The 22,822-nt window shown below is 72.4% G+C and carries 20 protein-coding genes and 1 pseudogene; 11 read left to right on the top strand and 10 right to left on the bottom strand.

Going from position 1 to position 22,822, the window contains the following annotated elements; genetic code table 11:
- Positions 1-9: 9 nt before the first annotated feature.
- Positions 10-732 carry a hypothetical protein gene (locus ABS735_RS34900; protein ID WP_373904076.1) on the top strand — a complete coding sequence of 241 codons (723 nt, stop codon included), beginning with the start codon at positions 10-12 and terminating at the stop codon, positions 730-732.
- A 4-nt stretch (positions 733-736) separates the two neighbouring features.
- On the opposite strand, the gene ABS735_RS34895 is transcribed toward ABS735_RS34900, so the two are convergent.
- The gene (locus ABS735_RS34895) at positions 737-928 is read right to left on the bottom strand and encodes a DUF397 domain-containing protein (RefSeq protein WP_373904075.1); all 192 of its coding nucleotides are present in this window, start codon (positions 926-928) and stop codon (positions 737-739) included.
- Positions 925-1,737: a helix-turn-helix domain-containing protein gene (locus ABS735_RS34890; RefSeq protein WP_373904074.1), complete on the bottom strand. Its 813-nt coding sequence runs from the start codon at positions 1,735-1,737 to the stop codon at positions 925-927. Before ABS735_RS34890 ends, ABS735_RS34895 begins: the two co-directional genes overlap by 4 nt.
- Positions 1,738-1,853: 116 nt before the next feature.
- Here ABS735_RS34890 and ABS735_RS34885 point away from each other — a divergent pair, with 116 nt between their 5' ends.
- Complete coding sequence (locus ABS735_RS34885) at positions 1,854-2,285, top strand: ATP-binding protein (protein WP_373904309.1); 432 nt, start codon at positions 1,854-1,856, stop codon at positions 2,283-2,285.
- 225 nt (positions 2,286-2,510) lie between these two features.
- Positions 2,511-3,524: a helix-turn-helix domain-containing protein gene (locus ABS735_RS34880; RefSeq protein WP_373904073.1), complete on the top strand. Its 1,014-nt coding sequence runs from the start codon at positions 2,511-2,513 to the stop codon at positions 3,522-3,524.
- A 123-nt stretch (positions 3,525-3,647) separates the two neighbouring features.
- Here ABS735_RS34880 and ABS735_RS34875 read toward each other — a convergent pair whose 3' ends face one another.
- A complete protein-coding gene (locus ABS735_RS34875) occupies positions 3,648-4,874 on the bottom strand; it encodes a serine hydrolase domain-containing protein (RefSeq protein WP_373904072.1) in 1,227 nt (408 codons plus the stop codon).
- 223 nt (positions 4,875-5,097) lie between these two features.
- Here ABS735_RS34875 and ABS735_RS34870 point away from each other — a divergent pair, with 223 nt between their 5' ends.
- Together ABS735_RS34870 and ABS735_RS34865 are read left to right on the top strand one after the other, a co-directional pair.
- Positions 5,098-6,213: an ADP-ribosylglycohydrolase family protein gene (locus ABS735_RS34870; RefSeq protein ID WP_373904071.1), complete on the top strand. Its 1,116-nt coding sequence runs from the start codon at positions 5,098-5,100 to the stop codon at positions 6,211-6,213.
- Between the two features lie 78 nt (positions 6,214-6,291).
- A complete protein-coding gene (locus ABS735_RS34865; protein ID WP_373904070.1) occupies positions 6,292-6,702 on the top strand; it encodes a VOC family protein in 411 nt (136 codons plus the stop codon).
- Positions 6,703-6,762: 60 nt separating this feature from the next.
- On the opposite strand, the gene ABS735_RS34860 is transcribed toward ABS735_RS34865, so the two are convergent.
- From ABS735_RS34860 to ABS735_RS34850, 3 genes are all read right to left on the bottom strand, one after another.
- A complete protein-coding gene (locus tag ABS735_RS34860; protein ID WP_373904069.1) occupies positions 6,763-8,361 on the bottom strand; it encodes a sodium:solute symporter family protein in 1,599 nt (532 codons plus the stop codon).
- 228 nt (positions 8,362-8,589) lie between these two features.
- The gene (locus tag ABS735_RS34855; RefSeq protein ID WP_373904068.1) at positions 8,590-10,545 is read right to left on the bottom strand and encodes an MFS transporter; all 1,956 of its coding nucleotides are present in this window, start codon (positions 10,543-10,545) and stop codon (positions 8,590-8,592) included.
- 213 nt (positions 10,546-10,758) lie between these two features.
- Complete coding sequence (locus ABS735_RS34850) at positions 10,759-13,359, bottom strand: D-alanyl-D-alanine carboxypeptidase (RefSeq protein WP_476755866.1); 2,601 nt, start codon at positions 13,357-13,359, stop codon at positions 10,759-10,761.
- A gap of 189 nt (positions 13,360-13,548) precedes the next feature.
- Here ABS735_RS34850 and ABS735_RS34845 point away from each other — a divergent pair, with 189 nt between their 5' ends.
- From ABS735_RS34845 to ABS735_RS34835, 3 genes are all read left to right on the top strand, one after another.
- Positions 13,549-14,307 (top strand): GOLPH3/VPS74 family protein, encoded by a 759-nt coding sequence (locus ABS735_RS34845; protein WP_373904067.1) that lies wholly within the window; start codon positions 13,549-13,551, stop codon positions 14,305-14,307.
- A gap of 313 nt (positions 14,308-14,620) precedes the next feature.
- Complete coding sequence (locus tag ABS735_RS34840; RefSeq protein ID WP_373904066.1) at positions 14,621-15,478, top strand: helix-turn-helix domain-containing protein; 858 nt, start codon at positions 14,621-14,623, stop codon at positions 15,476-15,478.
- A gap of 197 nt (positions 15,479-15,675) precedes the next feature.
- On the top strand, positions 15,676-15,867 hold the full coding sequence (locus ABS735_RS34835; protein ID WP_373904065.1) for a DUF397 domain-containing protein: 192 nt from the start codon (positions 15,676-15,678) through the stop codon (positions 15,865-15,867).
- A gap of 92 nt (positions 15,868-15,959) precedes the next feature.
- On the opposite strand, the gene ABS735_RS34830 is transcribed toward ABS735_RS34835, so the two are convergent.
- The 3 genes from ABS735_RS34830 to ABS735_RS34820 form a co-directional block, all read right to left on the bottom strand.
- Complete coding sequence (locus ABS735_RS34830; RefSeq protein WP_373904307.1) at positions 15,960-16,832, bottom strand: MerR family transcriptional regulator; 873 nt, start codon at positions 16,830-16,832, stop codon at positions 15,960-15,962.
- Between the two features lie 85 nt (positions 16,833-16,917).
- Entirely contained in the window at positions 16,918-17,439 is a 522-nt protein-coding gene (locus tag ABS735_RS34825) for a glutathione peroxidase (RefSeq protein WP_373904064.1), read from the bottom strand.
- 10 nt (positions 17,440-17,449) lie between these two features.
- Positions 17,450-18,436: an ArsR/SmtB family transcription factor gene (locus ABS735_RS34820; RefSeq protein WP_373904063.1), complete on the bottom strand. Its 987-nt coding sequence runs from the start codon at positions 18,434-18,436 to the stop codon at positions 17,450-17,452.
- Positions 18,437-18,515: 79 nt separating this feature from the next.
- Here ABS735_RS34820 and ABS735_RS34815 point away from each other — a divergent pair, with 79 nt between their 5' ends.
- From ABS735_RS34815 to ABS735_RS34805, 3 genes and pseudogenes are all read left to right on the top strand, one after another.
- Positions 18,516-19,733 carry an MFS transporter gene (locus ABS735_RS34815; protein WP_373904062.1) on the top strand — a complete coding sequence of 406 codons (1,218 nt, stop codon included), beginning with the start codon at positions 18,516-18,518 and terminating at the stop codon, positions 19,731-19,733.
- A gap of 173 nt (positions 19,734-19,906) precedes the next feature.
- A complete protein-coding gene (locus tag ABS735_RS34810) occupies positions 19,907-20,998 on the top strand; it encodes a PP2C family protein-serine/threonine phosphatase (RefSeq protein ID WP_373904061.1) in 1,092 nt (363 codons plus the stop codon).
- A gap of 27 nt (positions 20,999-21,025) precedes the next feature.
- A pseudogene (locus tag ABS735_RS34805) lies at positions 21,026-21,695 on the top strand (hypothetical protein); the annotation flags it as partial.
- On the opposite strand, the gene ABS735_RS34800 reads toward ABS735_RS34805, so the two are convergent.
- Positions 21,667-22,818, bottom strand: a complete 1,152-nt coding sequence (locus ABS735_RS34800; RefSeq protein ID WP_373904306.1) for an RNA polymerase sigma factor — start codon at positions 22,816-22,818, stop codon at positions 21,667-21,669. The pseudogene ABS735_RS34805 and the gene ABS735_RS34800 overlap by 29 nt on opposite strands.
- Positions 22,819-22,822: the final 4 nt, after the last annotated feature.

The raw sequence follows: 22,822 nt of genomic DNA, 5'->3' as shown, positions 1-22,822 counted from the left end.
TCCCGGAACGTGATCTCTTCGCAGCGTTCCGCCGAGGAACTGCCGGGCGACCCGCGCCGGCTGAACCTGGAGTACCGGACGTGGCACTTCGTCGGCTCGGAGGGCGACGAAGACGGCTTCGACGAATGGCGCGTGTCCGTCCGGTCGAGCCGGTTCCTGGACCGGCCGAGGTGGTCGGCGGGGAAGACCGTCCAGCACGAGATCGGCTCGATGAGGCTCTTCCGCCTGCGGATGGACGAGAGGTTCAGCCCGTTTCCGTTCTCCGACGCGGAGGCGTACGACACCGACCTGTCCAACCTGGTCCTCGGCGTCTACGACCTCGGCCGGGGCGGCTACCGCCAGGAGTTCCGGGACGCCATGACGACCTGCGACGGCGACCTGCTGGTCCTCTTCGACATGCGGCTGGACCCCGCCTGGCGGGGCTTCGGCCTCGGGCCGGTCCTCGCGGCCGAGGCCGTGTGGACCCTGGCCGACGGCTGCAGCGCGGTCCTCGCGGCCACCCACATCACGGAGTTCCCGGGCGCCCCGGACGCCCCCATGGGAGAGGCCGCGTTCCGGCGGGCCGGTGAGAAGATCGCGGCGCTGTGGGAGAGCGTCGGTTTCCGGAGGCGTGCCGGTCCTCTCGGTCACCTCCTGGACCCCAGGACCGACGAGGCGCGCGAGTTGAGGAACGAGCGGCGCAGAGACCTCGACGCGCTGGCCAACGCCTGGCGCGAGTCGCTCCGCCGCTGAGCCGTTACGCCTGCCTGCCGGTGAACGTCAGGAACGAGGTCCAGGAGGCGTCGGTGAAGGAGAGGCGGGCGGCCTCGGGGTTCTTGGAGTCACGGACGTGGACGGTCGTGTCGACGGGGGCTATGGCGACCTCGACGCACTCAGGGCCGTCGTTGCTGCTGTAGCTGCTCTTGAACCACTCCAGGGCGGGGGTCATGTCTCTTCTCCCATGACTTTCTCGATGAAGGCCAGTGACTCGCGGGGCGTGAGTGCCTGCGCCCGGATGATCCCATAGCGCAAGTCCAGGGTCTGGACCTCCTGTGGATCAGTGATGACTCGGTTGTGCAGCTGAGCTTCCGAGTGGCCGAACGCCTTGCCACCCCGCAGCTTCAGCAGTTGCAGCGACCCGGCCATCCCCGCGTGGTCCTCGCGGTCCGTCGGCATGACCTGGATCTCGACGTGCCTCAACGCCCCGACCTCCAACAGGTGTTCGAGCTGTTGTCGGAGCACCATTCTGCCTCCGAGCGGGCGCCGTAGCGTCACCTCTTCCTGGACAAAGGTGAGCTGGGCGTGGGGAACACGCTCGAAGACGGTCTTCCGCGCCATGCGGGCGGAGACGTACCGGTCGACCTCTTCCTCCGTGAACGCGGGACGGCGCATCGCGTACAACGCGCGGGCGTACTCGGGCGTCTGCAACAGCCCGTGGATGTGGTGGCCCGCGTAGGCGCCGAGGTCGACCGCCTCGTCCTCCAGCTTGGCCAGGTCCCGCACCTTCTTCGGATAGCGGGCCTTCTCCACGTCCTCCTTCATGGTCGAGAGCTTCCCGCCCGCGCCCAGCACCTCGTCGGCCTTGTCCAGGAAGTCCGGCTTGGGCACGCGCCGCCCGCGCTCGACCGACGACACCATCTCCTCGCCGTATCCGATGGCGGCGCCCAGTTCCGCCTGCCGCATCCCGGCGGCCTCGCGCCACATCTTGATCTGCCGCCCGACCGTCCTGAGCACGGCCGCGGTCTCCTCGTCCTCCATGCCTTCCCCTCCTGGCGTACGAACCGTACGACCACGGCAGGCACCCGGACAGTCACTCTCGGTACCGAGGTCGTTGCTGTTCAGAGTAGGGACGGACGGCCACGCTGGGTGACGTGATGGAGAAAATGGCCCTGCGCGGCACCCCGAACGCATCGCATTTCGCGGTCCAGTTGTCCTCGACGCGGAGGGGCGCCCGGCTTGCGCGCCTGCTCACCGAACGCCAACTCGACGACTGGGGCGTGCCGTCGGGGGAGGCGGTGCAGGTGGTCGCCGAGCTGGCGGCGAACGCGGTGCTGCACGGCCGGGTGCCGGGGCGGGACTTCCGGCTGGCCCTGCGCCTGCTCCCCGGCGGCACCCTCCGTGTCGAGGTCACGGACGCCCGGGGCGACCGGGTCCCGCGTCTCCCCGACCCGGTCGCCGACGAGGAGGAGGGCGGACGCGGACTGCGCATCGTGGCTGCGTACGCGGACCGTTGGGGCGTCGACACGGGACCGGCCCCCGCCAAGACCGTCTGGGCCGAACTGTCACCGGGTCGTGGCCGGACGTGACCCGGTCGGGCGCGACGCCAAAGACCAAAGAACCGGGGAAAGAACCGAACCCGCCCCTGCCGTCCCCGCTCGTCACCCTCCGGAGTGAACATAGCCAACTCGGCTGGCGTGGCGCGGCGTTCATGGTGCAGCGTCAGTCGCAGCAGACCCCGACATGATTCGGCCCCCGCCGGGAACGCAATCCCACTGCGAGGGCCTGATCACCGAGGAAGTGGACCCTTCCTGATGACTGAGCAGAAGCCTAGCGCGCCCAGGCGCCCCGTGTCCGGCCGTCAGCCCGGTGGTGTCGAGCACGAGAACCACCCCCACCACGACCACTTCACCGTGGTCGGCAACCACCTCCTCCAGCACCCCGAGCTGTCCCTGACGGCGATCGGACTGGCCGTCCACATCCAGTCGCTGCCCGCCGGGACTCCGGTCGGGATCAAGTCGCTGGCGGGCAAGTTCCCCGAGGGCGAGATCCGGATCGCCGCCGCCCTGCGGGAGTTGGAAGAGCACGGCTACCTCGCGCGCACCAAGGAGCGTCTTCGATCGGGGCGAGTCGTGACCCGGACGGTCTCCCGCAACAAGCCCCGCGCCGCCTTCGCGATGGCGGCGTGGCCCGCCCGGCCGGGCGCCGGCGAGCCGCCCTTCCCGGTCCCCGGCCCGGCTGCCGCCCCGGCTGCCGCCCCGGTCTCCGCCCTTGCTGCCGCCCCGGTCTCCGCCCTTGCTACCGCCCCGGTCTCCGCCCTGGCTGCCGGTCCCGCCCCGGTCCCTGTCGCTGCCCCGATTGTCCGCGTCGACCCCGTCTCGGTGGCGGGGGCCCCTGTAGCGGACTCGGTGACGGAACAGGTGGCGAACCCGGCGGCGGATCCGGCGGCGAACCCGGTGGCGACGGAGCTGCTTGCCCGTCTCCGGGTGCACGACTCACGCCTACTCCTGACCGAGCGCGATGTCCGGCGTCTCGCCCCGGCCGTCATGGCCTGGCTGGAGCGCGGCGTACCCCCGACCGCCGTGGAACGGACGCTGACGGCCGGGCTGCCCCAGGAGCCGATCCGTCACCCGGCGGCCTTCCTGGAACGCCGTCTCACTTCGGACCTTCCGCCGGCCCTGCCCGCGCCCCGCACTCCTGCCCCCGCCTCGCGCCGCCCCGACCCCCTCCAGACCTGCGACGGCTGCGAACGGGCCTTCCGTGCCTCGCGGCCGGGCCGGTGCCGTGACTGCCGCGAGAGGCCCCTCTCGGCACAGGTGGCTGCGTAAAAAGCGTGAGCACTTGGCAGGAAAGTGTCCTCCGCGCGCTCATCTGAGCGGCTCAATGACAAATCCGACCGAAGTGCTCACGCTTTTCGGCTCACCTGGTCACCAGGACGAGCGCCGCCACGTTCACTCGCAGACCGCCGTGTCCACCAGGTCGAAGACGTGCTGGTGTGCCGCCATCATGTCGGCGGGCTCGGCGGCCACCGAGCTGGACAGTGCCGTCGCCGCCACCGAGGCCGCGCGGCCGTCCTGCGTGGCGCCGCCGTAGGACTCGTAGCCGTGGATGGAGCCGCCGTGGCCCCACAGCTCGGCGCCGCAGGACAGAGGGGTGCGGAAGAGACCCAGGCCGTATCCGGTGCCGGGCGCGGGGGCGCCCTCGGTCACCGGGACCGTGGTCTTCATCTCCTTCAGTTCGGCGGCCTCCAGCACCTCGCCGCCGAGCAGGGCGGAGAAGAAGCGGTTGAGGTCGCGCGGGGTGGTGACGAGCTGTCCGGCGGCCCAGGCCTGGGACGGGTCGAGGCGCGTGATGTCCTCCAGCGGAGCGCCGGGAGTGGCGGCGGCGTAGCCCTTGGGGTGGGCGCCCCGGATGCCGCGCTCGCCGACGCCGGGCCAGTAGGTGTCCTTCAGGCCGAGCGGCTCGATGATCCGGTCGGTGATCTCCTCGCCGAAGGGACGGCCCGTGACCTTCTCGACGAGCAGACCCGCCAGGACGTAGTTGGTGTTGCTGTACTGCCACTTCGCGCCGGGCTCGAACGCCGCCTTCTGGCTCAGGGCGAGGTCGATCAGGTCACGCGGGTTGTAGTACGTGTCGCGGACTTCGAACGGGTCCAGGCCCAGCGCCTGGACGTAGTCGGGCAGGCCGCTGGTGTGCTGGAGCAGGTTCCGCACGGTGATCCGGCTGCCGTCGATTCCGTCGCCGTGCACCAGGCCCGGCAGGTACGTCTCGATCGGCTCGTCCAGCTTCACCTTGCCCTCGCCGACCAGCTGGAGCACCACCGCCGCGGTGAGGGCCTTGGTGTTGCTGCCCGCCCTGACCTGGCCGTTGACCGGCACGGACGCGCCGGTCTCCAGGTCGCCGGCGCCCGCCGTGTAGTCGCGGACGCGTCCGTCACGTCCCTGCACGGCGGCCAGTGCGGCGGGAAAACCGTCCTCGCGCACCAGGTCCTTCGCACCCTCGCGCACGGCGTCGCGGTGACCGGCGTGGTCCGGGGCGCCGTAGGCCAGGGAACCGGTCACGGCGAGGCCGCCGCCCAGGACCGCGAGCGCGGCGACCACCGACAGCACGCGCCCGCGCTGCTTCCTCGGCTTGGACGGGACGGAGGCGGGGGCGGGGGCGGGGAGACGAACGGACACGGGATTTCCTCTCAACAAGGCTGCTCTCGGAACGCCTTGAGCCTTTCGCGAACCGGCCGTCCGCTCGATGGGGCCAGGTGCCGGAATCGGGGTGTACCTTCCACCACCCCCGGCCGTGAGCGTTTCCACACCGATCCCGCCCGTTGTGGCCCTGAACCGACCGTCCTCGTTCGCATACAGTGCTGGGCGTCGTACGTACGCACAGTGCCGAGGGGAGGTCCACGTGGGCGGGACGACCGGTGCCGTCTGGGGGCGTGCGGAGCAGCAGGACTTCCGCAGCCGGGTGCGCGGGACGCTGCTCGGCGTGGCCGTCGGGGACGCCCTCGGCGCGCCCGTCGACGGTCTCGCCCTCGACGCGATCCGGGAGGCCCACGGGGCGGAGGGGCTGTCCGACCTGGCCTCCGCCTACGGCCGACGCGGCGCCGTCACCCACCTCACCCAGCTCACCCTGTTCTCCGTGGACGGACTGATCCGCGCCCAGGTACGACGCGACACCGGCGCCTGGCATCCGCCGACCGACCTGCACCGGGCCTACCGGCGCTGGGCCGCCACCCAGCGCGACTGGGGGCCCGACCTGCGGCGCAAGGACGACGGCTGGCTGGCCCACGAGGAGTGGCTGTACGTCCGCCGGGACGCCCCGCGCGCACTGCTGCTCGGCCTCGGCGACGAGACGATGGGCACGCCCGAGGCGCCCAAGAACCCCGACGAGCGCGGCCCCGAGGCCGCCGCCCGCTCGGCCCCGTTCGGGCTCCTGGTCGGCTGGGAGCCCCAGTTGGTCGCCCAGCTCGCCGTGGAGTGCGCGGCGCAGACCCACGGCCACCCCACCGGCTGCCTGGCGGCGGGCGCGTACGCCGTGATCGTGCACGGGCTGGCGCGGGGCGAGAGCCTGGACGCCTCCGTGCAGCGGGCCCTGGCGCTGCTCGTGCCCCGGCCGGGCCACGAACCCGTGGCGACCGCCCTGCAGCACGCGCTGGGCGCGGTACGGCAGGGGCTGCCGACCCCGGCGCGGGTGACCGAGCTGATCGGCGCGGGGACCGCGGAGGGCCTGGTCGCCGCCGCCGTGTACTGCGCCCTGGTCGGCGAGGACGTGCGGCACGGGCTGCGCCTCGCGGTCAACCACGACGGCCCCTCGGCGGCGACCGGCGCGCTGACGGGCGGCCTGCTCGGTGCCCTGCACGGCGAGACGGCCCTGCCCCCGGCCTGGCTCGCCGAACTGGAGGGCCGCCCGACCCTCCTGGAACTGGCCGACGACTTCGCCATGGAGATGACCCAGGGCCCGGCCCTCCACGGCCCGGCGGGCTCGTCCCCCGGGTGGCTGACGCGGTATCCGCGAGCGTAGGCCCGTACGAAGACCCGCGACGGAAAGCGTCACGTTTCGAGAAGCGCCGCCCCGCGGGCCGCGGCTAGCGTGGCCGCCATGGACATCAGCATTCACACCACCGTGCTCCCGCACGACGACCCGGACGCGTCCCTTGCCTTCTACCGGGACGTCCTCGGCTTCGAGGTCCGCAAGGACGTCGGGAACGGCAAGATGCGCTGGATCACGGTCGGACCGGCCGGCCAGCCGGACGTCTCGCTGCTCCTGTCGCCGCCCGCCGTGGACCCCGGCATCACCGACGCCGAGCGCCGCACCATCGCCGAGATGATGGCCAAGGGCACGTACGGGTGGATCCTCCTGGCCACCGAGGACCTCGACGGCACCTTCGAGAAGGTGCGGGCCGGTAACGCCGAGATCGTCCAGGAACCGACCGAGCAGCCGTACGGCATCCGGGACTGCGCCTTCCGGGACCCCGCGGGGAACCAGATCCGTATCCAGGAACTGCGCTGAGCCGCCCGGCCGGTGCCCACCAACCGTGGCCACCGGCCGGACACCGGTCGTACGTGCCTCTCAGGACGACATCCTCTGGTCGCCCACCCGGCCGCGACCCACCGCGTCGTCCGCCCCGCCCGCCGGCGCCGGGATCGCGGCCGCCGCGCCGGAGGCGTCGCCGTCCCCGTCCGTGTTGACGCGCTCGATGATCGCGAGCCGCTCCGGGGTGTCCTCCGGCTTCAGGTATCCGACCAGGACGTAGAGGACCAGTGAGACCGCCAGCGGCACGGAGACCTGGTACTCCAGGGGCACCCCGCCGTCCACGTTCCAGTTGATCGGGTAGTTGACCAGCCAGAACGCGACCAGGCCCAGACCCCAGCTGCTGAGCGCCGCCGTCGGGCCCGAGCGGCGGAAGGGCCGCAGCAGACCCAGCATCATCGGGATCGCGATCGGGCCCATCAGACCGGCGACCCACTTGATCACGACGGTGATGATGTCCTTGAACGTCGGCGAGTCGACCTGCGTCGCCACCGCCATCGACAGACCGAGGAAGATCACCGTCGTCAGCCGGGCCGCCAGCAACCCCGACCGCTGCCCCCAGCCCCGCGCCCGCTTCGACAGCACCGGCGCCACGTCACGGGTGAACACGGCTGCGATGGCGTTCGCGTCGGAGGAGCACATGGCCATGGTGTGCGAGAAGAAGCCGACGATGACCAGGCCGAGCAACCCGTGCGGCAGCAGCTGCTCGGTCATCAGGGCGTAGGAGTCGGAACCGTCCGCCTTCTGCGACTCCACCAGCAGCGGCGACATCCACATCGGGAAGAACAGCACCACCGGCCAGACCAGCCACAGCGCCGCCGACAGCCGGGCCCCCCGCGCCGCCTCGCGGGCGTCGCGCGTGGCCATGTAGCGCTGGGCCTGGTTGAGCATGCCGCCGTTGTACTCGAAGAGCTTGATGAAGAGGAAGGCCAGCAGGAACACCGTCCCGTACGGGCCGACCAGCGGCTTTCCGTGGCCCTGCAGGGCCGGCTCGTCCCAGACGCCGAAGAAGCCGCCGTGGTCGCCCAGCTTGAGGACCACGGCCACGAACATCGAGACACCGGCCAGCAGCTGGATGACGAACTGGCCCAGCTCGGTCAGCGCGTCCGCCCACAGGCCGCCGATCGTGCAGTAGATGCCCGTGATGACGCCGGTGATCAGGATGCCCTGGTTGAGGGTGATGCCGGTGAAGACGGACAGGAGCGTGGCGATGGCCGCCCACTTCGCGGCCACGTCCACGATCTTCAGCAGCATGCCGGACCAGGCCAGCGCCTGCTGGGTGGGCAGGTTGTACCGGTTCTTGAGGTACTCCAGCGGCGAGGCCACGTGCAGCCGCGAGCGCAGCCGGTTGATGCGCGGCGCGAACAGCTTGGAGCCGATGGCGACGCCGAGCGCGATGGGGAACGACCACGTCACGAAGGACGTGACGCCGTAGGTGTAGGCGATGCCGGCGTAGCCGGTGAACATCACCGCGCTGTAGCCCGACATGTGGTGCGAGATGCCGGACAGCCACCAGGGCATCTTGCCGCCGGCCGTGAAGAAGTCGCTGACGTCGTCCACGCGTTTGTGCGACCAGACGCCGATCGCCACCATGACGGCGAAGTAGCCGATGAGCACGGACCAGTCGAGACCGTTCATGTGCCCCCTTCCGGGGTCCGCCTTGTGAACTCCGCTCAGCTGGTTGGCACTTCGCTCGAGCGGGGTAGGGGCGTGGCAGGCCGCGAAGTGCCCGCTCATCGTGGGCGCGCCGACGCGGGCACGACAAGGAAGGGGAGAGTCAAGGAGGAGTAAAAAGGTTCGCCTTGCTGACCTGCGTTCACCTACATGAACGAATCGGGGCGGCCCCCGAAGAGGCCGCCCGGTCCGCTACTTCAGCTCGTCGGGGCACGGCGTGCCCCGCTTCAGCCCGTACGGCGCCGACAGCCGGTACGTACCCGCCTCGGGGGCGACGAGCGTCGTCCACGTGTCGCCGTCGGCGGTCTCCTCGGTCTCCGTCAGACAGCCGTTGACGTTGTCGTACGTCTTCGGCGTGCCCTCCGGGGCGTTCTTGGAGGCCTCCGTCTCCCGGGGCGGCTGCAGCTTGTTGCCCTCCTCGTCGACGAGGCTCAGCCACGGCGAGTACGGCATCCGGATCAGGATGCGGCCGGGCTGCTGCACGTCGATGACCCACTCGTCCTGCTCGGCCCGCCGGACGACCGCGTCGGGCTCCGCCAGCGGCGTCGGGTCGGTCACCTGGAACAGCTGCCAGTTGGCGTCGCCCCAGACCTGCTTCAGGTACGGCAGGCCCCGCTGCAGCAGCTCCCGCTCGCGCTTGCCGCCGTCGCCGTCCGGTTCGTCCTTGGGCAGCACCACGTAGTGCACCGCCCAGCGCTTCAGCCATTCGTGGTAGTTCGCCGAGTTGAGCGTGTCGTCGTAGAAGAGCGGGTTGCGCTCCATGTCGGCCTGGCGGGTCCAGCCGCGGGCCAGGTTCACGTACGGCGCGAGCGCCGAGGCCTCCCGGTGGGAGCGGGCGGGCACGGCCTCCACCCGGCCCTGCTCCGCGCCGACCTGCTGCAGCTCGTTGACGAGCGGCGCCAGCTCGCGCGCCCAGGAGGCGGCGGGCGTGGTGTGGATGGCGTCGTCGGCCGACTTGAAGCCGATCCAGCCTACGAAGCCGACGATCGAGACCACCAGCGCGTACCACTTGCGCGACTTCGGCACCGTGAACGGCAGCGCCGCCACCAGCGCCACCCCGGCGAAGAGCATCGCCAGACGCGTGATGTTGGAGCCGATCTGCGAGCTGATCAGCCAGACCAGCAGCACGGACAGGCCGTAGACCGCCGAGGTGATCCGCACGGTCGTCCAGGTGCGCGGCACGAACCAGTACACCAGGCCCGCGTACAGGACCGGCAGCACCGCAGAGCCGAAGGACATCGGCTGCGTGCCGGAGAAGGGGAACAGCACGGCCGACAGCGCGACGACCGCGGCCGGGGCCAGGCCCAGCGACCAGGCACCCGGGCGGCGCTTCTGCAGGAACAGGGCCACCGCCACCAGGCCCACGAACAGCCCCGAGACCGGCGAGGCCATCGTCGACAGGGCGGCCAGCGGCGCCGCGCACAGCCCCTTGGCCCAGCGCTCGTGCCGCCAGCGGTGGGGCCAGCAGAACACGGCGGCGACCGCGCCGAGCCCGAACATCATGCCGAGCCCGAACGTCACCCGCCCCGACACCGCGTTGCCCAGCAGCGCGAACAGGCCCGCCAGCGACGCCCACAGCGGATTGCGGACCACCCGGCTGCGGATCAGGATCATCGTCAGCAGCCCGGCCGACACCGTCCCCGCGATCATCATCGTCGTGCGCACGCCGAGCACCGACATCAGGTACGGCGAGATCACGCTGTACGACACCGGGTGCATGCCGCCGTACCAGGCGAGGTTGTACGCCGAGTCCGGGTGCCGGCCGACGAACTCGGCCCACGCGTCCTGCGCCGCGAGGTCGCCGCCGCTGTTCGCGAACGTGAAGAACCACACTATGTGGAGCACCCCGGCCAGGGCGGTCACGGACAGCACGGGGTGGCGCAGCATGCGCTCGCGCAGGGCCAGGAGGGCGGTGTTCACGGCCGACGGCGCTTTCGGCTCGACGGGTTCGGGACGGGCAGGCCGGGCCCCGGAAGGCCGGGTCTCATGGTCGCCGTCCGCCGGGCCGCGTCCGTCCCGCCCGCCGGTGTCCTTGGCGCTCTCCGCGCGCTCCCCGTCGTCCCTGCGGGGCTCGGGTACGCGAGGCCGCGGACCGGCTCCCGGGCCCGGATCGGCGTCGTCGGCGCGTGTCGGCTCCGCAGTGGCCACCTGAAGGCACTCCCCGTGTCCCGTCTTCTTCTTCGGGCCGTGTCCCGTTCCCACGACCGGCGACTGCCCCGTTTCGTGACGCTAGCACGCGGCCCCGCACAGTTGCCTCCTCCCTTTCGGGACCCTCCCGGCGCCTCCGAGGACGCGAACGCCCCCGCGGCCCGGGTGGCCGCGGGGGCGAGGGGCGTCGCTTCGGCCCGGGCGGGCCGGCCGTCAGCCCAGGCGGGTCAGCCTGTCCGAGAACCCGGGCTCGACCAGGTCGTCTCCCAGGGCCACCGGCACCTTCACGGCGCCGCTGGTGCCGCCGTCGCCGACCGTGAGGGTGCCGACCTTGGTACCGGCCTTCGCCGTGTGCGGCACCTCGTCCGCGTCGAAGGTCAGCTTCACGGTCAGCCCGCCCCAGCCGACGGCCTTGACGTCCTTCGTGGCGACGACCGGCGTACGGCCGCCGAGACCGTCGTCGACGTACCCGACGACGCTCCCCTTCTCGATGATCGTCGACGACTTCAGGGTGTCCTGTGCGGCCCGGATCAGCTTGTCGCTGGAGCCCAGCGCGGCGGCGAGAATCCCCCCGCCGACGTCCGGCTGGCGGATCACGGCCCCGACGATGGTCCGGGTCTCGCCGCCGACCTCCTTCTTCGCCGCGAAGACGAGGTTGCCGAGCGCGGAGGTGGTGGTGCCGGTCTTGATGCCGACGACGCCGTTGTGACCGACCAGCTGGTTCCAGTTGGGGTGGTTGGTGCCCTTGTAGTCGTCGTACGACATCATCCTGGCGACCTCGAGGAACGCGGGCTCCTTCATCGCCGCCTTGGCCAGCTTCACCTGGTCCACGGCCGTGCTCACCGTCGTGTTGTTCAGCCCCGACGGGTCGGTGTACGTCGTGTTGGTCATGCCGAGGTCCTCGGCGGCGGCGTTCATCTTCTCCACGAACGCCTTCTCCGACCCCGCGTCCCAGCGGGCCAGCAGCCGCGCCACGTTGTTCGCGGACGCGATCAGGATGGCCTTGAGGGCCTCGCGCTGGGAGATCGAGTCACCGGCGTAGACGTGGACGGTGGACTCGTCGCCCGCGTCCGACTGGTCCTCCGCCGCCTGGTCGATCTTGATCTTCGGACCTTCGGCGCCGCTCCCCAGCGGGTGGTCGCGCAGGATGACGTACGCGGTCATGACCTTGGCCACGCTCGCGATCGGCACCGGCTTCTGGTCGCCGGACGAGCCGAAGGAGCCGATGCCCTGCACGTCGAGCGCGGCCTGCCCGCTGGACGGCCACGGGATCTCCGGCTTGCCGCCCTCGAACGAGAAGCTGTCCTGCGCCGTGAGGTCGAGGGTCGGCGCGGGCAGCGGGCGCATGGACTGCACGACGCCGAGGATGATCACCAGCAGGATGACCAGCGGCGTCCAGATCTTGACCCGGCGCACCGTCGTCCGCAGCGGGGTCTCCGGGGGCGGCGGGGTGTTCGTCAGCTCCGCCAGCAGGTCCAGCGGAGGCTTGGGCGGCAGCGGCTGCTGGGTGGTCCGGTCGGGCCCGACGTGCGGCCTGGCGGCGGTGACCCCGGTACGGGGCGCCTGCGGCGCCTTGGGCCCCGCGGAGGGCGCCTTGGGCGTCCCGGCGGCCGGTGAGGCCTGCGCCGCCTGCGCCGCCTGCGAGGACTGCGGGGGCTTGCGGTTCGCCGGATCGTCCGGGTTCCGCAGCGCCACGAACTTACTGGTCCGCTCGGCATCGCCCTCGGACCGTGCGGGGGCGTCGCCGCCCTGGCCGGCCTTCTTGGCGGCGGAGACGGCGTCGCCCAGCTTCAGCATGGTCGTCGGCTGGTCGACGGCGGGCTCGGCCGGCCGCGGCGCCTTGAACACGGCCGTGGGCTGATCGACGGGCGGCGCACCGCCGTCGTCGTCGCCGTCACGGCCATCGTTGTCAGCGCCGCCGCCGTCGCCGTCGTGCCCGGACCCGGCCTCCGCGTCCGAGTCCGGCTTCGGTTCCGGGTCCCGCTTCGGGTCCGACTTCGGTTCTGGATCCGGCTTCGGGTCCGACTTCAGGTCCGACTTCGGTTCCGGGGCCGGGTCTGCGTCCGCGTCGGAGCCCGAGGCTGCGTCCGCGTCCGAGGCGGAGCCCGAATCCGAGGCGGGGTCCGAGTCGGCGTCGGGGGCGGGGCCCGTGGCCGAGTCGGTACCGACGGCCGGTTCCTCGTCCCCGTCCGATGCGGCGCCCGCGTCCGAGCCCGAGGCCGCGTCCGCGTCGGAGGCGCCGTCGGCGGCGGCACCGTCGGCCGTCTCAGCCTCCTCGGTCTTCTCGGTGTCCTGCGGGGCGGCCTCGCTGTCCTCGGCGGCCTCGGGCACGTCGGCGTCCTTGTCGCCGTCCCGTGAAGACTCCTCCGCGTCCCGCGCGTCCTCGAGCCGCGCGTTGGCGGCGGCGCGCTCGTCCGCGGTGGCCACCCAGGCAGCGACGGCGTCCCTCAGCCGGCCGTCGTTCCCGGCGGCGGGCACGGCGTCGTCGCCCTCGGAGGCTTCGGACTTCTCCGGAGTGGCGGACGTGTCCGACGACGCGTCGGCCGCCCCGGCGTCGTCGTCCTCGCCGGCGGCCTCCGCCTCCGGCGCCGTCTCGCGGACCGACAGCACCCGGGTCGCCGTGTCGACACCGCCACGGGACCCCGCGGAGCGCTTCGCGTCCTCCCGTGCCACCGCCAGCCGCGGATCACGCGTCTCGCTCGCCTCGGTCCTGGCTTCGGGAACCGGACCCGCGCTCCCCGACGTCGGTTCTTCCGACGACTCGCGCTGCTTCGACCTGTCGGGGGACTCGCCCGCCACCGATGCCTCCTCCATGCGCCGCACGTCCTGTGCGCGCTACCGAACCCGTACCGAAACCATTTACCAGTGTCCTGTGTACGGGTGGAACCCACGCGGAAGACGAGAACGACATACCTACCGGTTCCACTACGAAGCGGTCACGCACCCTCGACAGACCAATGTGAGAGGGGTCACCCTGTCTGTCATCCACGCGGGGAGGCATGGATGGGCAGGAGCCGCAGAACACTTCCGGAGGAGCTTCTGCTGCTGGCGTTGGACCCGACCACGGGTACCACCGCACAGCCGCAGTCGCTCGACCTCGGTCTGGCCGGAGCACAGCTGGTGGAGCTGGCGCTGGCCGGACGGATAGCCCCAGACGGGGATCGTATCGCCGTGGTGGCCCCACGGCCGACAGGAGATCCAACACTCGACTGCGCGTTGGAGTTGCTGCGAAGGCGTGGCGCTCCCGTACGGGCGGTCAACTGGATTGGCGGGCCCCGCCTGGGGCTGCGCCAGACCTACCTCTCGCATCTGGAGCGATGCGGCATGGTGCATGCCGTGGAGGGCCAGATGTGCGGGGTGCTGCCGACGACTCGCTACCAGGCGACGGACACGGCGATCAGCCGGGAGATCAAGGCCCGGCTGGACTCGGCGATCCGCACCGGCGTCCCGCCGGACCCGCGGACCGCGGCGCTCGCCGCGCTGGCCCACGCGGTCGGGCTCGGCAAGCACCTCTACCCGGGCAACGAAGGACGCTCGTCGCGGTCCCGGCTGCGGGACCTCATCAGGCACGACCCCATGGGCGGCCTGGTGGCGCACGCGGTGATGGACGTCCAGAACGGCGCTGCGGCACAGCCACGCCGCAGTCCGGCCCCGGTCGGCCGCCAGGCCCCGGGACCGGGGGCGAGGCCCGCCCCGGAACCCGCCCGCGGTGTTCCGGCGCAACCGCGCCACGGATCCATGGCGCGGGCGGTGGCCCACTAGCCCGACGAGCGCATCGCACGACCGCACGACCGCACCACAGCAACGCAACGCCGCACCGTCAGTCCCCAAGCCCGGTCACGGGAGCCGCAGGTCCGCGCGGGGCGGCGGAACCGACCGTACGTCCGGCACGCCCGGACCGCGGAAAGGTTCCGCCGCCCCGCGCGGCACCGTACGGGGGTGGCGTGCCGAACTGGCGTGTACGCGGCGCATATCGACCGTTTCCCAGCGGTAGAAAGCACCTTGGTGGCAGTCTGCTCAGCAGCAGATACACAAAGTGGCAAGTACGAGTCACCCAGCCGGAGGTGCACGTCCCGTGGCGTCGAGTGTCAATCCCACCGTAAGGCGGCGTCGGCTGGGCCAGGAGCTGCGCCGGCTCCGTGAGCAGAAGGGCATGACGGCCGAGGAGGTCGCCGAGCGGCTGCTGGTCTCCCAGTCGAAGATCAGCCGTCTGGAGAACGGGCGGCGCAGCATCAGCCAGCGGGACGTCCGCGACCTGTGCGGGGTGTACGAGGTCGAGGACCAGCGGATCGTCGACTCGCTGATGCAGATGGCCAAGGACTCGCGCCAGCAGGGCTGGTGGCACGCCTTCGGGGACATCCCGTACAGCGTCTACATCGGCCTGGAGACCGACGCGGAGTCGCTGCGCACCTACGAACCCCAGATCATCACCGGCCTGTTGCAGACCCGGCCCTACGCCGAGGCGCTCATCCAGGGCGCGTTGCCCGAGACCTCGGTCGCCGACGTCGAGAAACGGGTGCAGGTCCGCATACGGCGGCAGGAGCGCATCTCCGCCGAACACAACCCGCTGCGGCTGTGGGTGGTCCTCGACGAGGCCAGCCTGCGCCGGGTGGTGGGCGGCAGGCAGGTGATGCGGGAGCAGCTGGAGCACGTCGCCGAGATGTCGCAGCTGCCGCACATCACCGTGCAGGTGCTGCCGTTCGACGTCGGGGCGCACCCCGGCATCAACGGCCAGTACTCCATCCTGGAGTTCGCCGACGCGGCCGACTCCAGCGTGGTGTACATCGAGGGCGTGACCAGCGACCTGTACCTGGAGAAGGCGCCGGACGTGCAGAAGTACACGGTGATGTACGAGCATCTGCGGGCGCAGGCCCTGAACGTGGAGCAGTCGCGGCAGCTCATCGAGGACGTGGCGAAGGAGTACGCGCGCTGAGCCGCTGAAGCCCCGAAGGCGGACGAGGGCGGGATGGTACACCCCTGCCACGATGTACTGGAAGACTCACCTGGAATATGCCATCCGGTCGGGTGAATGGCTGCTCCGTCCAGGGAGGCCAGCGAGTAGCGTCGATCACGCCAAAGATCACACGTCATTGGCGTAAACCACACTCGCGACTCGCCATCGGAGCAGACATGGCAATTCTTCAGGGCGCCCAGGAATCGTGGACCAAGTCCTCCTACTCCGGAGGAAACGGCGCGTGCGTCGAGGTCAGGTCACCGCTCACGGAGGCGCTCGCCGTCCGCGACTCCAAGGTGACCGGCGGCCCGGTCCTCGCCTTCCCCGCCGACGCGTGGAACGCCTTCGTGACCTCGGTCAAGGAGTAACGCCGCCACGCTTCATCCGCCAGTACCGCCGACGGAGCCCTCTCGACCAGTTCGCCGACCTTGCCGAGAGGGCCCCGCCACGTCACCTCACGTCACCTCACCGGGAACGCCACGTCGCACGCCGGGTCCTCGGGGCCCGCCGCCTCCCAGTCGGCGAAGTACACCTCGCGACACGGCCCCGTCACCGTCAGACCCTGCGCGGCGATCCACTCCTCCACCGCCCCGAAGGCGGCCAGGATCTGTGGATACGCCACCTGGGCCTTGGTGATCCGGGTGTAGGCCAGCCGCCCGGCCGGCTCCACCCGCACCCGCGTCTGCCAGGCCCGCCCCCGCTCCTCGCTCCACGCCCGCGCCGCCGCCTCGTCGGCGACCGGCACGCAGGACTCGGCGGGGCCGTCGCTCTCCGTCGACACGTCCGAGTGGTAGACGACGAACGGCGCCGCCGTCACACCCCCGCAGTCCCGGGCCGCCTCCTCCAGACGCCCCAGCGAGGCACCGATCCACGTCGGCAGCTCGTCCGCCAGCACGTGCCGGCTCTCGCTGATCACCACCTGCTCGGGCACGTCCACCGTCTCGACCACGAACTTTCCGTACACCTCGGAGTCCCTTCCCGTCAGCCGTCCACGGAGGTACTCGACGAGCGTGCGCTGCCCGGCCACCCGGGCCTCCACGTCCGCCCAGTAGGCGTCGAGCAGACCGGCGGACCGGTCGCCGTCCGCGTGGACCACCTCGGCGATCCGCGCGAGCGGCATGTCCAGCCGGCGCAGCAGGGCCACCAGCCGGGCGCGTTCGGCCTGCCCGGCGCGGTAGTACCGGTAGCCGGTGGCCTCGTCCACGTGGGCGGGCGCCAGCAGGCCCAGCCGGTCGTACAGCCGCAGTGCCTTGGCCGACAGCCGGGCCCGCGCGGCGAACGCGCCGATGGTCAGCAACGCGTCGTCGCGCACGTCCCCCGCCCGGTCACCCATGCCGTCGTCCACGCCGTCGTCCTCCGTCACCGGGCGGCTCTTCCGCCCGGTGACGCAGACCCTCCGGCTTGACCCAGGGGCAAGGTCAACCGGCCAGGCGCGCCTCGACGGCCGCCACGACCTCGGCCGCCTCCGGCTCGGTCTGCGGGGAGAACCGGGCGGCGACCTTGCCGTCCCGGCCGATCAGGAACTTCTCGAAGTTCCAGCGGATGTCCCCGCTGTGCCCCTCGTCGTCCGGGAAACCGGTCAGCCGGTCGTACAGCGGGTGCCGGCCCTCCCCGTTGACCTCGACCTTCTCGGTCATCGGGAAGGTGACGCCGTACGTCGCCGAGCAGAACTCGGCGATCTCGTCGGCGCTGCCCGGCTCCTGGCCCATGAACTGGTTGCAGGGCACGCCCAGCACGGTGAACCCCTGCTCCGCGTACCGCTCGTGCAGCCGCTCCAGGCCGGAGTACTGCGGGGTGAGTCCGCACTTGGAGGCCACGTTGACCACCAGCACGACCCGGCCCGCGTACTGGGAGAGGTCTGCGGTCCCGCCCTGGAGCGCGCCGATCTCGACGTCGAGGGGGAGACTGTCGTCGTTCCGCGTGTTCGGTGAGGTCGTCATGCACCGGATGCTAGTCCGGCGCCTCGGCACCGTCCCCGCTGCCCGCCTCCACGAGCACCTCCCCGGCCGGTGTCCGCGAGTACAGCACCGACCGGCCCGCGCGCCGCCGCTCCACCAGGCCCGCGTCGAGGAGCACCCGCAGGTGCCGCCCGACCGAGCCGAGGCCCTGTCCGGTCACGCCGACCAGCTGGCTGGTGCTCATGGGGGTGCCGAGGAGCGTCAGCACGGCCGCCCGGGCCGGTCCGAGCAGCGCGCCGAGGGCCGCGGGCACGCACCGGGCGCCGTCGTCCGCGAGGGCGCCCGCGCACGGGTAGACCACCGCGTACCGCTCGGGCTCCTCCCACGCCACCCAGCCGTGCCGCTGCGGAGTGATCGGTACGAGGATCAGCTCGGCCCCGGACAGCTCGCGGGGCGGGTACGGGTTCAGGTTGATCTGGAGCCGGTTGTCGCCCAGCCAGCGGGTGCCGGGCCGCAGGTCGTCCAGGACCGCCGCCCAGCCGCCCCGGCTCACCTGCGCGGTCCGCGCGACGACGTCCGCCTCCAGGACCCGCCGGCGCCGGTCCCAGTCCGGCCGTACCGCCTCCGTCCAGACGTCCTCGAGGAGCGCGGCGGCCCGCTCGGGCAGGTCGTCGCGGTCCAGAGCGGCCGGGAGCGGGCCTCCGACGGAGACGGCCAGGTCGGCGCGGGCCTCGTCGGGGCGGGTGGCCCGGATCCGCGCGACGCCCTCCTCGAAGCTGAGGCCCTCGGCCGGGGTGGGGGTGAGGAAGTCCGCGTTCCACCCCCGGCCGAGACCCGCGCCGACGAGCAGCGCGGCCACCGGATCGGCCGCCATCCGGCGCAGATGAGCGGGCCGGTGGGTGTCGAGCCACGCCCGTTCACCGGGATGCCCGGCCACGCCGGCGTGCAGCAGCTTCAGGCAGGCGAGGGTCTCGTCGAGCGGCGAGACGACGAAACGGCTGCGGGCGAGCGTGTCGGCGTTGACCTCCCACCAGCCCATGCGGTCTGCCCTCCACCCGACCTTTCGCGTCCCTGCGAAACATTAACGGCCGGTCTCCCGCCCACCCCACACTCCCCGCATGCCAGACACGAGCCGCAGAAGCTACGCGGACCTCTTCCGCACCCCGGAGTTCAGCCCGCTCTTCCTCTCCTCCGCCGCCAACCTCGCCGCCCAGACGGTGAGCGGACTTGCCCTCGGCACGCTGGTGTTCCGGGCGACGAACTCGCCGTTGCTCTCCGCGGTCAGCATGTTCGGCCCGGCGCTCGCCCAGATGCTGGGCGCCACGTTCTTCCTCTCCGGCGCCGACCGGCTGCCACCGCGTGCGACGCTGACGTGTCTCTCACTGTCCTTCGCCGTCATCACCGCGGCTCTCGCGCTGCCCGGCCTGCCGGTGTGGACGATGCTCGCCATCGTCCTCGTCAAGGGCCTGATCGCCTCCGTCGGCGGCGGGGTCCGCTGGGGCCTGCTGACGGAGATCCTGACCAAGGAGCGCTACCTGACGGGGCGTTCGCTCTTCAACATGATGAACGGCGTCATGCAGATCGCCGGTTACGCGGCCGGCGGCGTCCTGGTGGCCCTTCTGTCACCGCGCCTGTGCCTGCTGCTCGCGGCCGGTCTGTACGCCACCGCCGCCGGCCTCGCCCTCCGGCTGACCCGCCGCCCGCCCCGCACCGCCGGCCGCCCCTCCGTACGAGCCACCTGGCGCGCCAACTCCCTGCTGTGGTCCGCCCGCCCGCGCCGCTACGTGTACCTGGCCCTGTGGATCCCCAACGGTCTCGTCGTCGGCTGCGAGTCCCTGTACGTCTCCTACGAACCCCGGGCCGCGGGCACGCTGTTCGCCTGCGGCGCGCTGGGCATGCTGGCCGGGGACCTGACGGTCGGCCGACTGCTCCCGGCCCGGCTGCGCCCGCGCCTCGGCGTCCCCCTGCTGGTGCTGCTGGCCACGCCGTACCTCGTCCTCTTCCTGCGCCCGCCGCTGCCGCTGACGGCCGTACTGGTGGCCGTGGCCTCGGTGGGCTTCGGCGCGACCCTGGTGCAGCAGGAGCGCCTGGTCGCCCTGACCCCCGACGAGCTCTCCGGGCACGCGCTCGGACTGCACTCCTCCGGGATGCTCACCATGCAGGGCGTCGCCGCGACCCTGGCCGGCACGGTGGCCCAGTTCACCTCACCGGCGACGGCCATGACCGTGATGGCGCTCGCCTCGCTCACGGTGACGCTCACGCTGACGGTGGCGAGCCGGCGGCACGCGCCCGACGGCGGGCTGCTGCCGACGCGGGCGGCGGTGCGGTCCGCGTGACGGGCGGGTCCGTGTGACGGGTGGGTCCGGCGGGTGCGACTCGGCCTCGATTGGGTCAAGGACCGCCCGGGAACTCCTGCGCGCCCGGACCCTTGCCTAGGCTGAGGGACTTGGGGAGGGCGCCTGAGGGCAGGGAGAGGGCGGCTCTTGAGCGCTGCGACACCGGAGTAGTCATGACCGTGAAGAAGCCGTCGCCCGGTTCCGCGGTGCTGCTGGCCTGGATGCCCTTCGCCGCCATGGCCGTGGTCGCCACCGTGGACCTCACGATGGGCCCCGGGGTGGGACTGCTGCCGCTGGTGGCGCTGGGACCGGCGTTCGGCGGACTGGTCGGCGGCTGGCGGCGCACCGCGGTGATCGGACTGACCGCGCTGCTGCTCTGCGTCGGCCTCGGCATGTACAACGGGCTCTTCGACCGCCCCCGCGGCTACACCGCCATGCTGTCGGTGGCCGGCGTGACCGGTGTCGGCATCGCGGCGGCCGTGATGCGTTCGCGCCGCGAGGCCGAGCTGGCCAGCGTGCGCTCGATCGCGGAGGCGGCCCAGCGGGTCCTGCTGCGCCCGGTACCGCTGACCGCGGGACCGCTGCACGCGGCCGTCTCGTACACGTCGGCGGTCGCCGAGGCCCGGATCGGCGGCGACCTGTACGAGGTGGTGGCCTCGCCGCACGGCGTCCGGGTGATCGTCGGCGACGTCCAGGGCAAGGGCCTCGCGGCCGTGGAGACCGCGGCCCGGGTCCTCGGCTCCTTCCGGGAGGCGGCGTACGACGAGAAGGACCTGGTCAAACTGGGGGAGCGGCTCGAGCGCAGCGTCGCCCGGGAGCTGGAGGACGAGAAGTTCGTCACCGCCGTCCTCGGCGAGATCGGCGACGACCACCGGGTCGTCCTCCTGAACTACGGCCACCCGGCGCCGCTGCTCGTCCACGCCGACGGCACCGCCGACTTCCCGGAACCACCCGCGTACGCCCTCCCGCTGGGCCTGGCCGCGCACGGCGGCCCCGGCCCGGACCCCTTCCCGGTGCCCTTCCGCCCCGGCGACCAACTGCTCCTCTACACCGACGGCGTCACGGAGGCCCGGGACGAGCGGGGCGGCTTCTACCCGCTCGCCGAGCGCGCCCACCTCCTGAAGGACCCCGACGTCCACCGCGCCCTGGACGCCCTGCGCGAGGACCTCGTACGGCACGCGGCGGGCCCCCACCACGACGACGCGGCGATGCTGCTGCTGCGCTACCAGGGACAGGACGGCGGCGGCCCGAGCACCCCGGTGTGAGGGCGCGCGGGCGCACCGCGCAAGTCCGGATGCGCGTCCACCGGCGCGGGCACGGACAAACTCGCCGACCTGTCCATGCACGACCAGTGGCCCTACGCCGCCCTCGCCTGCGCGGGCATCGGCTTCGTCCTCGCCCTCGCCTGCGCGGGCATCGGCTTCGTCCTCGCCCCCGCCTGCGCGGGCATCGGCTTCGTCCTCGCCCCCGCCTGCACGGACGCCGTCAACCGCTCGATCAACCCCTCCTGCGGCGAGGTCACCGGCATCACGCAGACCGTCCGCAACCACGCCGCCGACGTCGGCCTGGCCGTCTTCGGCACCATGCTGACGCAAGCACTCCATGACCGACCGGGTCGAGGAGGCCCTCCGCGGCCGCGGAGGGCAAGCCGGACGCCCGGCGCTCCACGGCCCGGGACGTCACGGAGGCGATCACCGGCAACGCGGACGCCCGCACCCCGACGGGCGACGCCCCGACGCAGACCGCCGTGCGGGACGCGATGCCCGCCATCCGCCTCGACTTCGCCGAGGCAACCAGTGGGTCTTCTACGGCATGGCCGTCGCCCTGGCGATCGGCTACTTCTGCGCGCTGCGCCCCCCGGGCGGCCGGGCGCACGACGTGAACGCCCGGCCGGACGAGGCCGGTCCGCGCTCACCGGCCCCTGCCCGGCCGGTCACCGGCGCTCACGGCGACGGGAGTTGAGGCGGGCTGCCTGACGCGTCAGATGGTCGCGCTCGGCGAGGTCGGGCGCCTTGTGGGCCGCCTCGGCGTACAGCCGCGCCGCCGTGTCCGGGTCGCCGTCGCGCTCGTGCAGGTACGCCGCCACCGCGGTGTAACGGGGCAGCGCGTCGTCCAGCCCCGCGAGCGCCGCCAGACCGGCCCGCGGCCCGTCGGCCTCCCCGACGGCGACCGCGCGGTTGAGCCGCACGACGGGGTTGTCGGTCAGACGCGCGAGCTCGTCGTACCACTCCACGATCTGCACCCAGTCGGTCTCCCCGGCGGTCGGCGCGTCGGCGTGCAGGGCGGCGATCGCGGCCTGGGCCTGGAACTCGCCCAGCCGGTCCCGGGCGAGCGCCGCCTGCAGGATCCGCACCCCCTCGGCGATCGCCGCGGTGTCCCACCGGCCGCGGTCCTGCTCGGCGAGCGGCACCAGGCTGCCGTCGGGCGCGGTCCGGGCCGCGCGCCGCGCGTGGTGGAGCAGCATCAGCGCGAGCAGCCCCGCCACCTCGGGGTGATCGACGGAGGCCGCGAGCTGCCGGGTGAGCCGGATGGCCTCGGCGGCGAGGTCGACGTCACCGGAGTACCCCTCGTTGAAGACCAGGTAGAGGACGCGCAGCACGGTGCCGACATCGCCGGGCTGGTCGAAGCGGACGCCGGACACGGTGCGCTTGGCCCGGCTGATCCGCTGCGCCATCGTCGCCTCGGGCACCAGGTAGGCCCGGGCGATCTGCCGGGTGGTCAGCCCGCCGACGGCGCGCAGGGTGAGCGCGACGGCCGAGGACGGCGTCAGCGAGGGATGCGCGCACAGGAAGTAGAGCTGGAGCGTGTCGTCCACGTCCGGCGCAGGTCCGGGCTCCGGCTCCTCCTCGACCCGGTCCTCACGCCGCCGGCGGGCGGTGTCGGCGCGGGTCGCGTCGAGGAACCGCCGCCAGGCCACGGTGACCAGCCACCCCTTCGGGTCCCGCGGCGGGTCGTCCGGCCACCCGCGGACCGCCTCGACCAGCGCGTCCTGGACCGCGTCCTCGGCCGCCGCGAAGTCGGCTCCGCGGCGGACGAGGACGGTCAGCACGCTGGGCGTGAGGCTCCTGATCAGGGCCTCGTCCATCGGT

The sequence above is a fragment of the Streptomyces sp. MMCC 100 genome, from assembly GCF_041538145.2.
Classification (GTDB): Bacteria; Actinomycetota; Actinomycetes; order Streptomycetales; family Streptomycetaceae; genus Streptomyces.
The sequence above is the reverse complement of the archived record's forward strand: the minus strand, read 5'-3'. Positions and strand labels throughout refer to the sequence as shown.

Coding starts and splice junctions, on each gene's coding strand:
- ABS735_RS34850 (WP_476755866.1), bottom strand. CDS start 13,359: ATGGAGGAGGCATCGGTGGCGGGCGAGTCCCCCGACAGGTCGAAGCAG.
- ABS735_RS34865 (WP_373904070.1), top strand. CDS start 6,292: ATGGACATCAGCATTCACACCACCGTGCTCCCGCACGACGACCCGGAC.
- ABS735_RS34890 (WP_373904074.1), bottom strand. CDS start 1,737: ATGGAGGACGAGGAGACCGCGGCCGTGCTCAGGACGGTCGGGCGGCAG.
- ABS735_RS34895 (WP_373904075.1), bottom strand. CDS start 928: ATGACCCCCGCCCTGGAGTGGTTCAAGAGCAGCTACAGCAGCAACGAC.
- ABS735_RS34830 (WP_373904307.1), bottom strand. CDS start 16,832: ATGGGTGACCGGGCGGGGGACGTGCGCGACGACGCGTTGCTGACCATC.
- ABS735_RS34815 (WP_373904062.1), top strand. CDS start 18,516: ATGCCAGACACGAGCCGCAGAAGCTACGCGGACCTCTTCCGCACCCCG.
- ABS735_RS34800 (WP_373904306.1), bottom strand. CDS start 22,818: ATGGACGAGGCCCTGATCAGGAGCCTCACGCCCAGCGTGCTGACCGTC.
- ABS735_RS34860 (WP_373904069.1), bottom strand. CDS start 8,361: ATGAACGGTCTCGACTGGTCCGTGCTCATCGGCTACTTCGCCGTCATG.
- ABS735_RS34835 (WP_373904065.1), top strand. CDS start 15,676: ATGGCAATTCTTCAGGGCGCCCAGGAATCGTGGACCAAGTCCTCCTAC.
- ABS735_RS34885 (WP_373904309.1), top strand. CDS start 1,854: ATGGAGAAAATGGCCCTGCGCGGCACCCCGAACGCATCGCATTTCGCG.
- ABS735_RS34810 (WP_373904061.1), top strand. CDS start 19,907: ATGACCGTGAAGAAGCCGTCGCCCGGTTCCGCGGTGCTGCTGGCCTGG.
- ABS735_RS34825 (WP_373904064.1), bottom strand. CDS start 17,439: ATGACGACCTCACCGAACACGCGGAACGACGACAGTCTCCCCCTCGAC.
- ABS735_RS34880 (WP_373904073.1), top strand. CDS start 2,511: ATGACTGAGCAGAAGCCTAGCGCGCCCAGGCGCCCCGTGTCCGGCCGT.
- ABS735_RS34820 (WP_373904063.1), bottom strand. CDS start 18,436: ATGGGCTGGTGGGAGGTCAACGCCGACACGCTCGCCCGCAGCCGTTTC.
- ABS735_RS34845 (WP_373904067.1), top strand. CDS start 13,549: ATGGGCAGGAGCCGCAGAACACTTCCGGAGGAGCTTCTGCTGCTGGCG.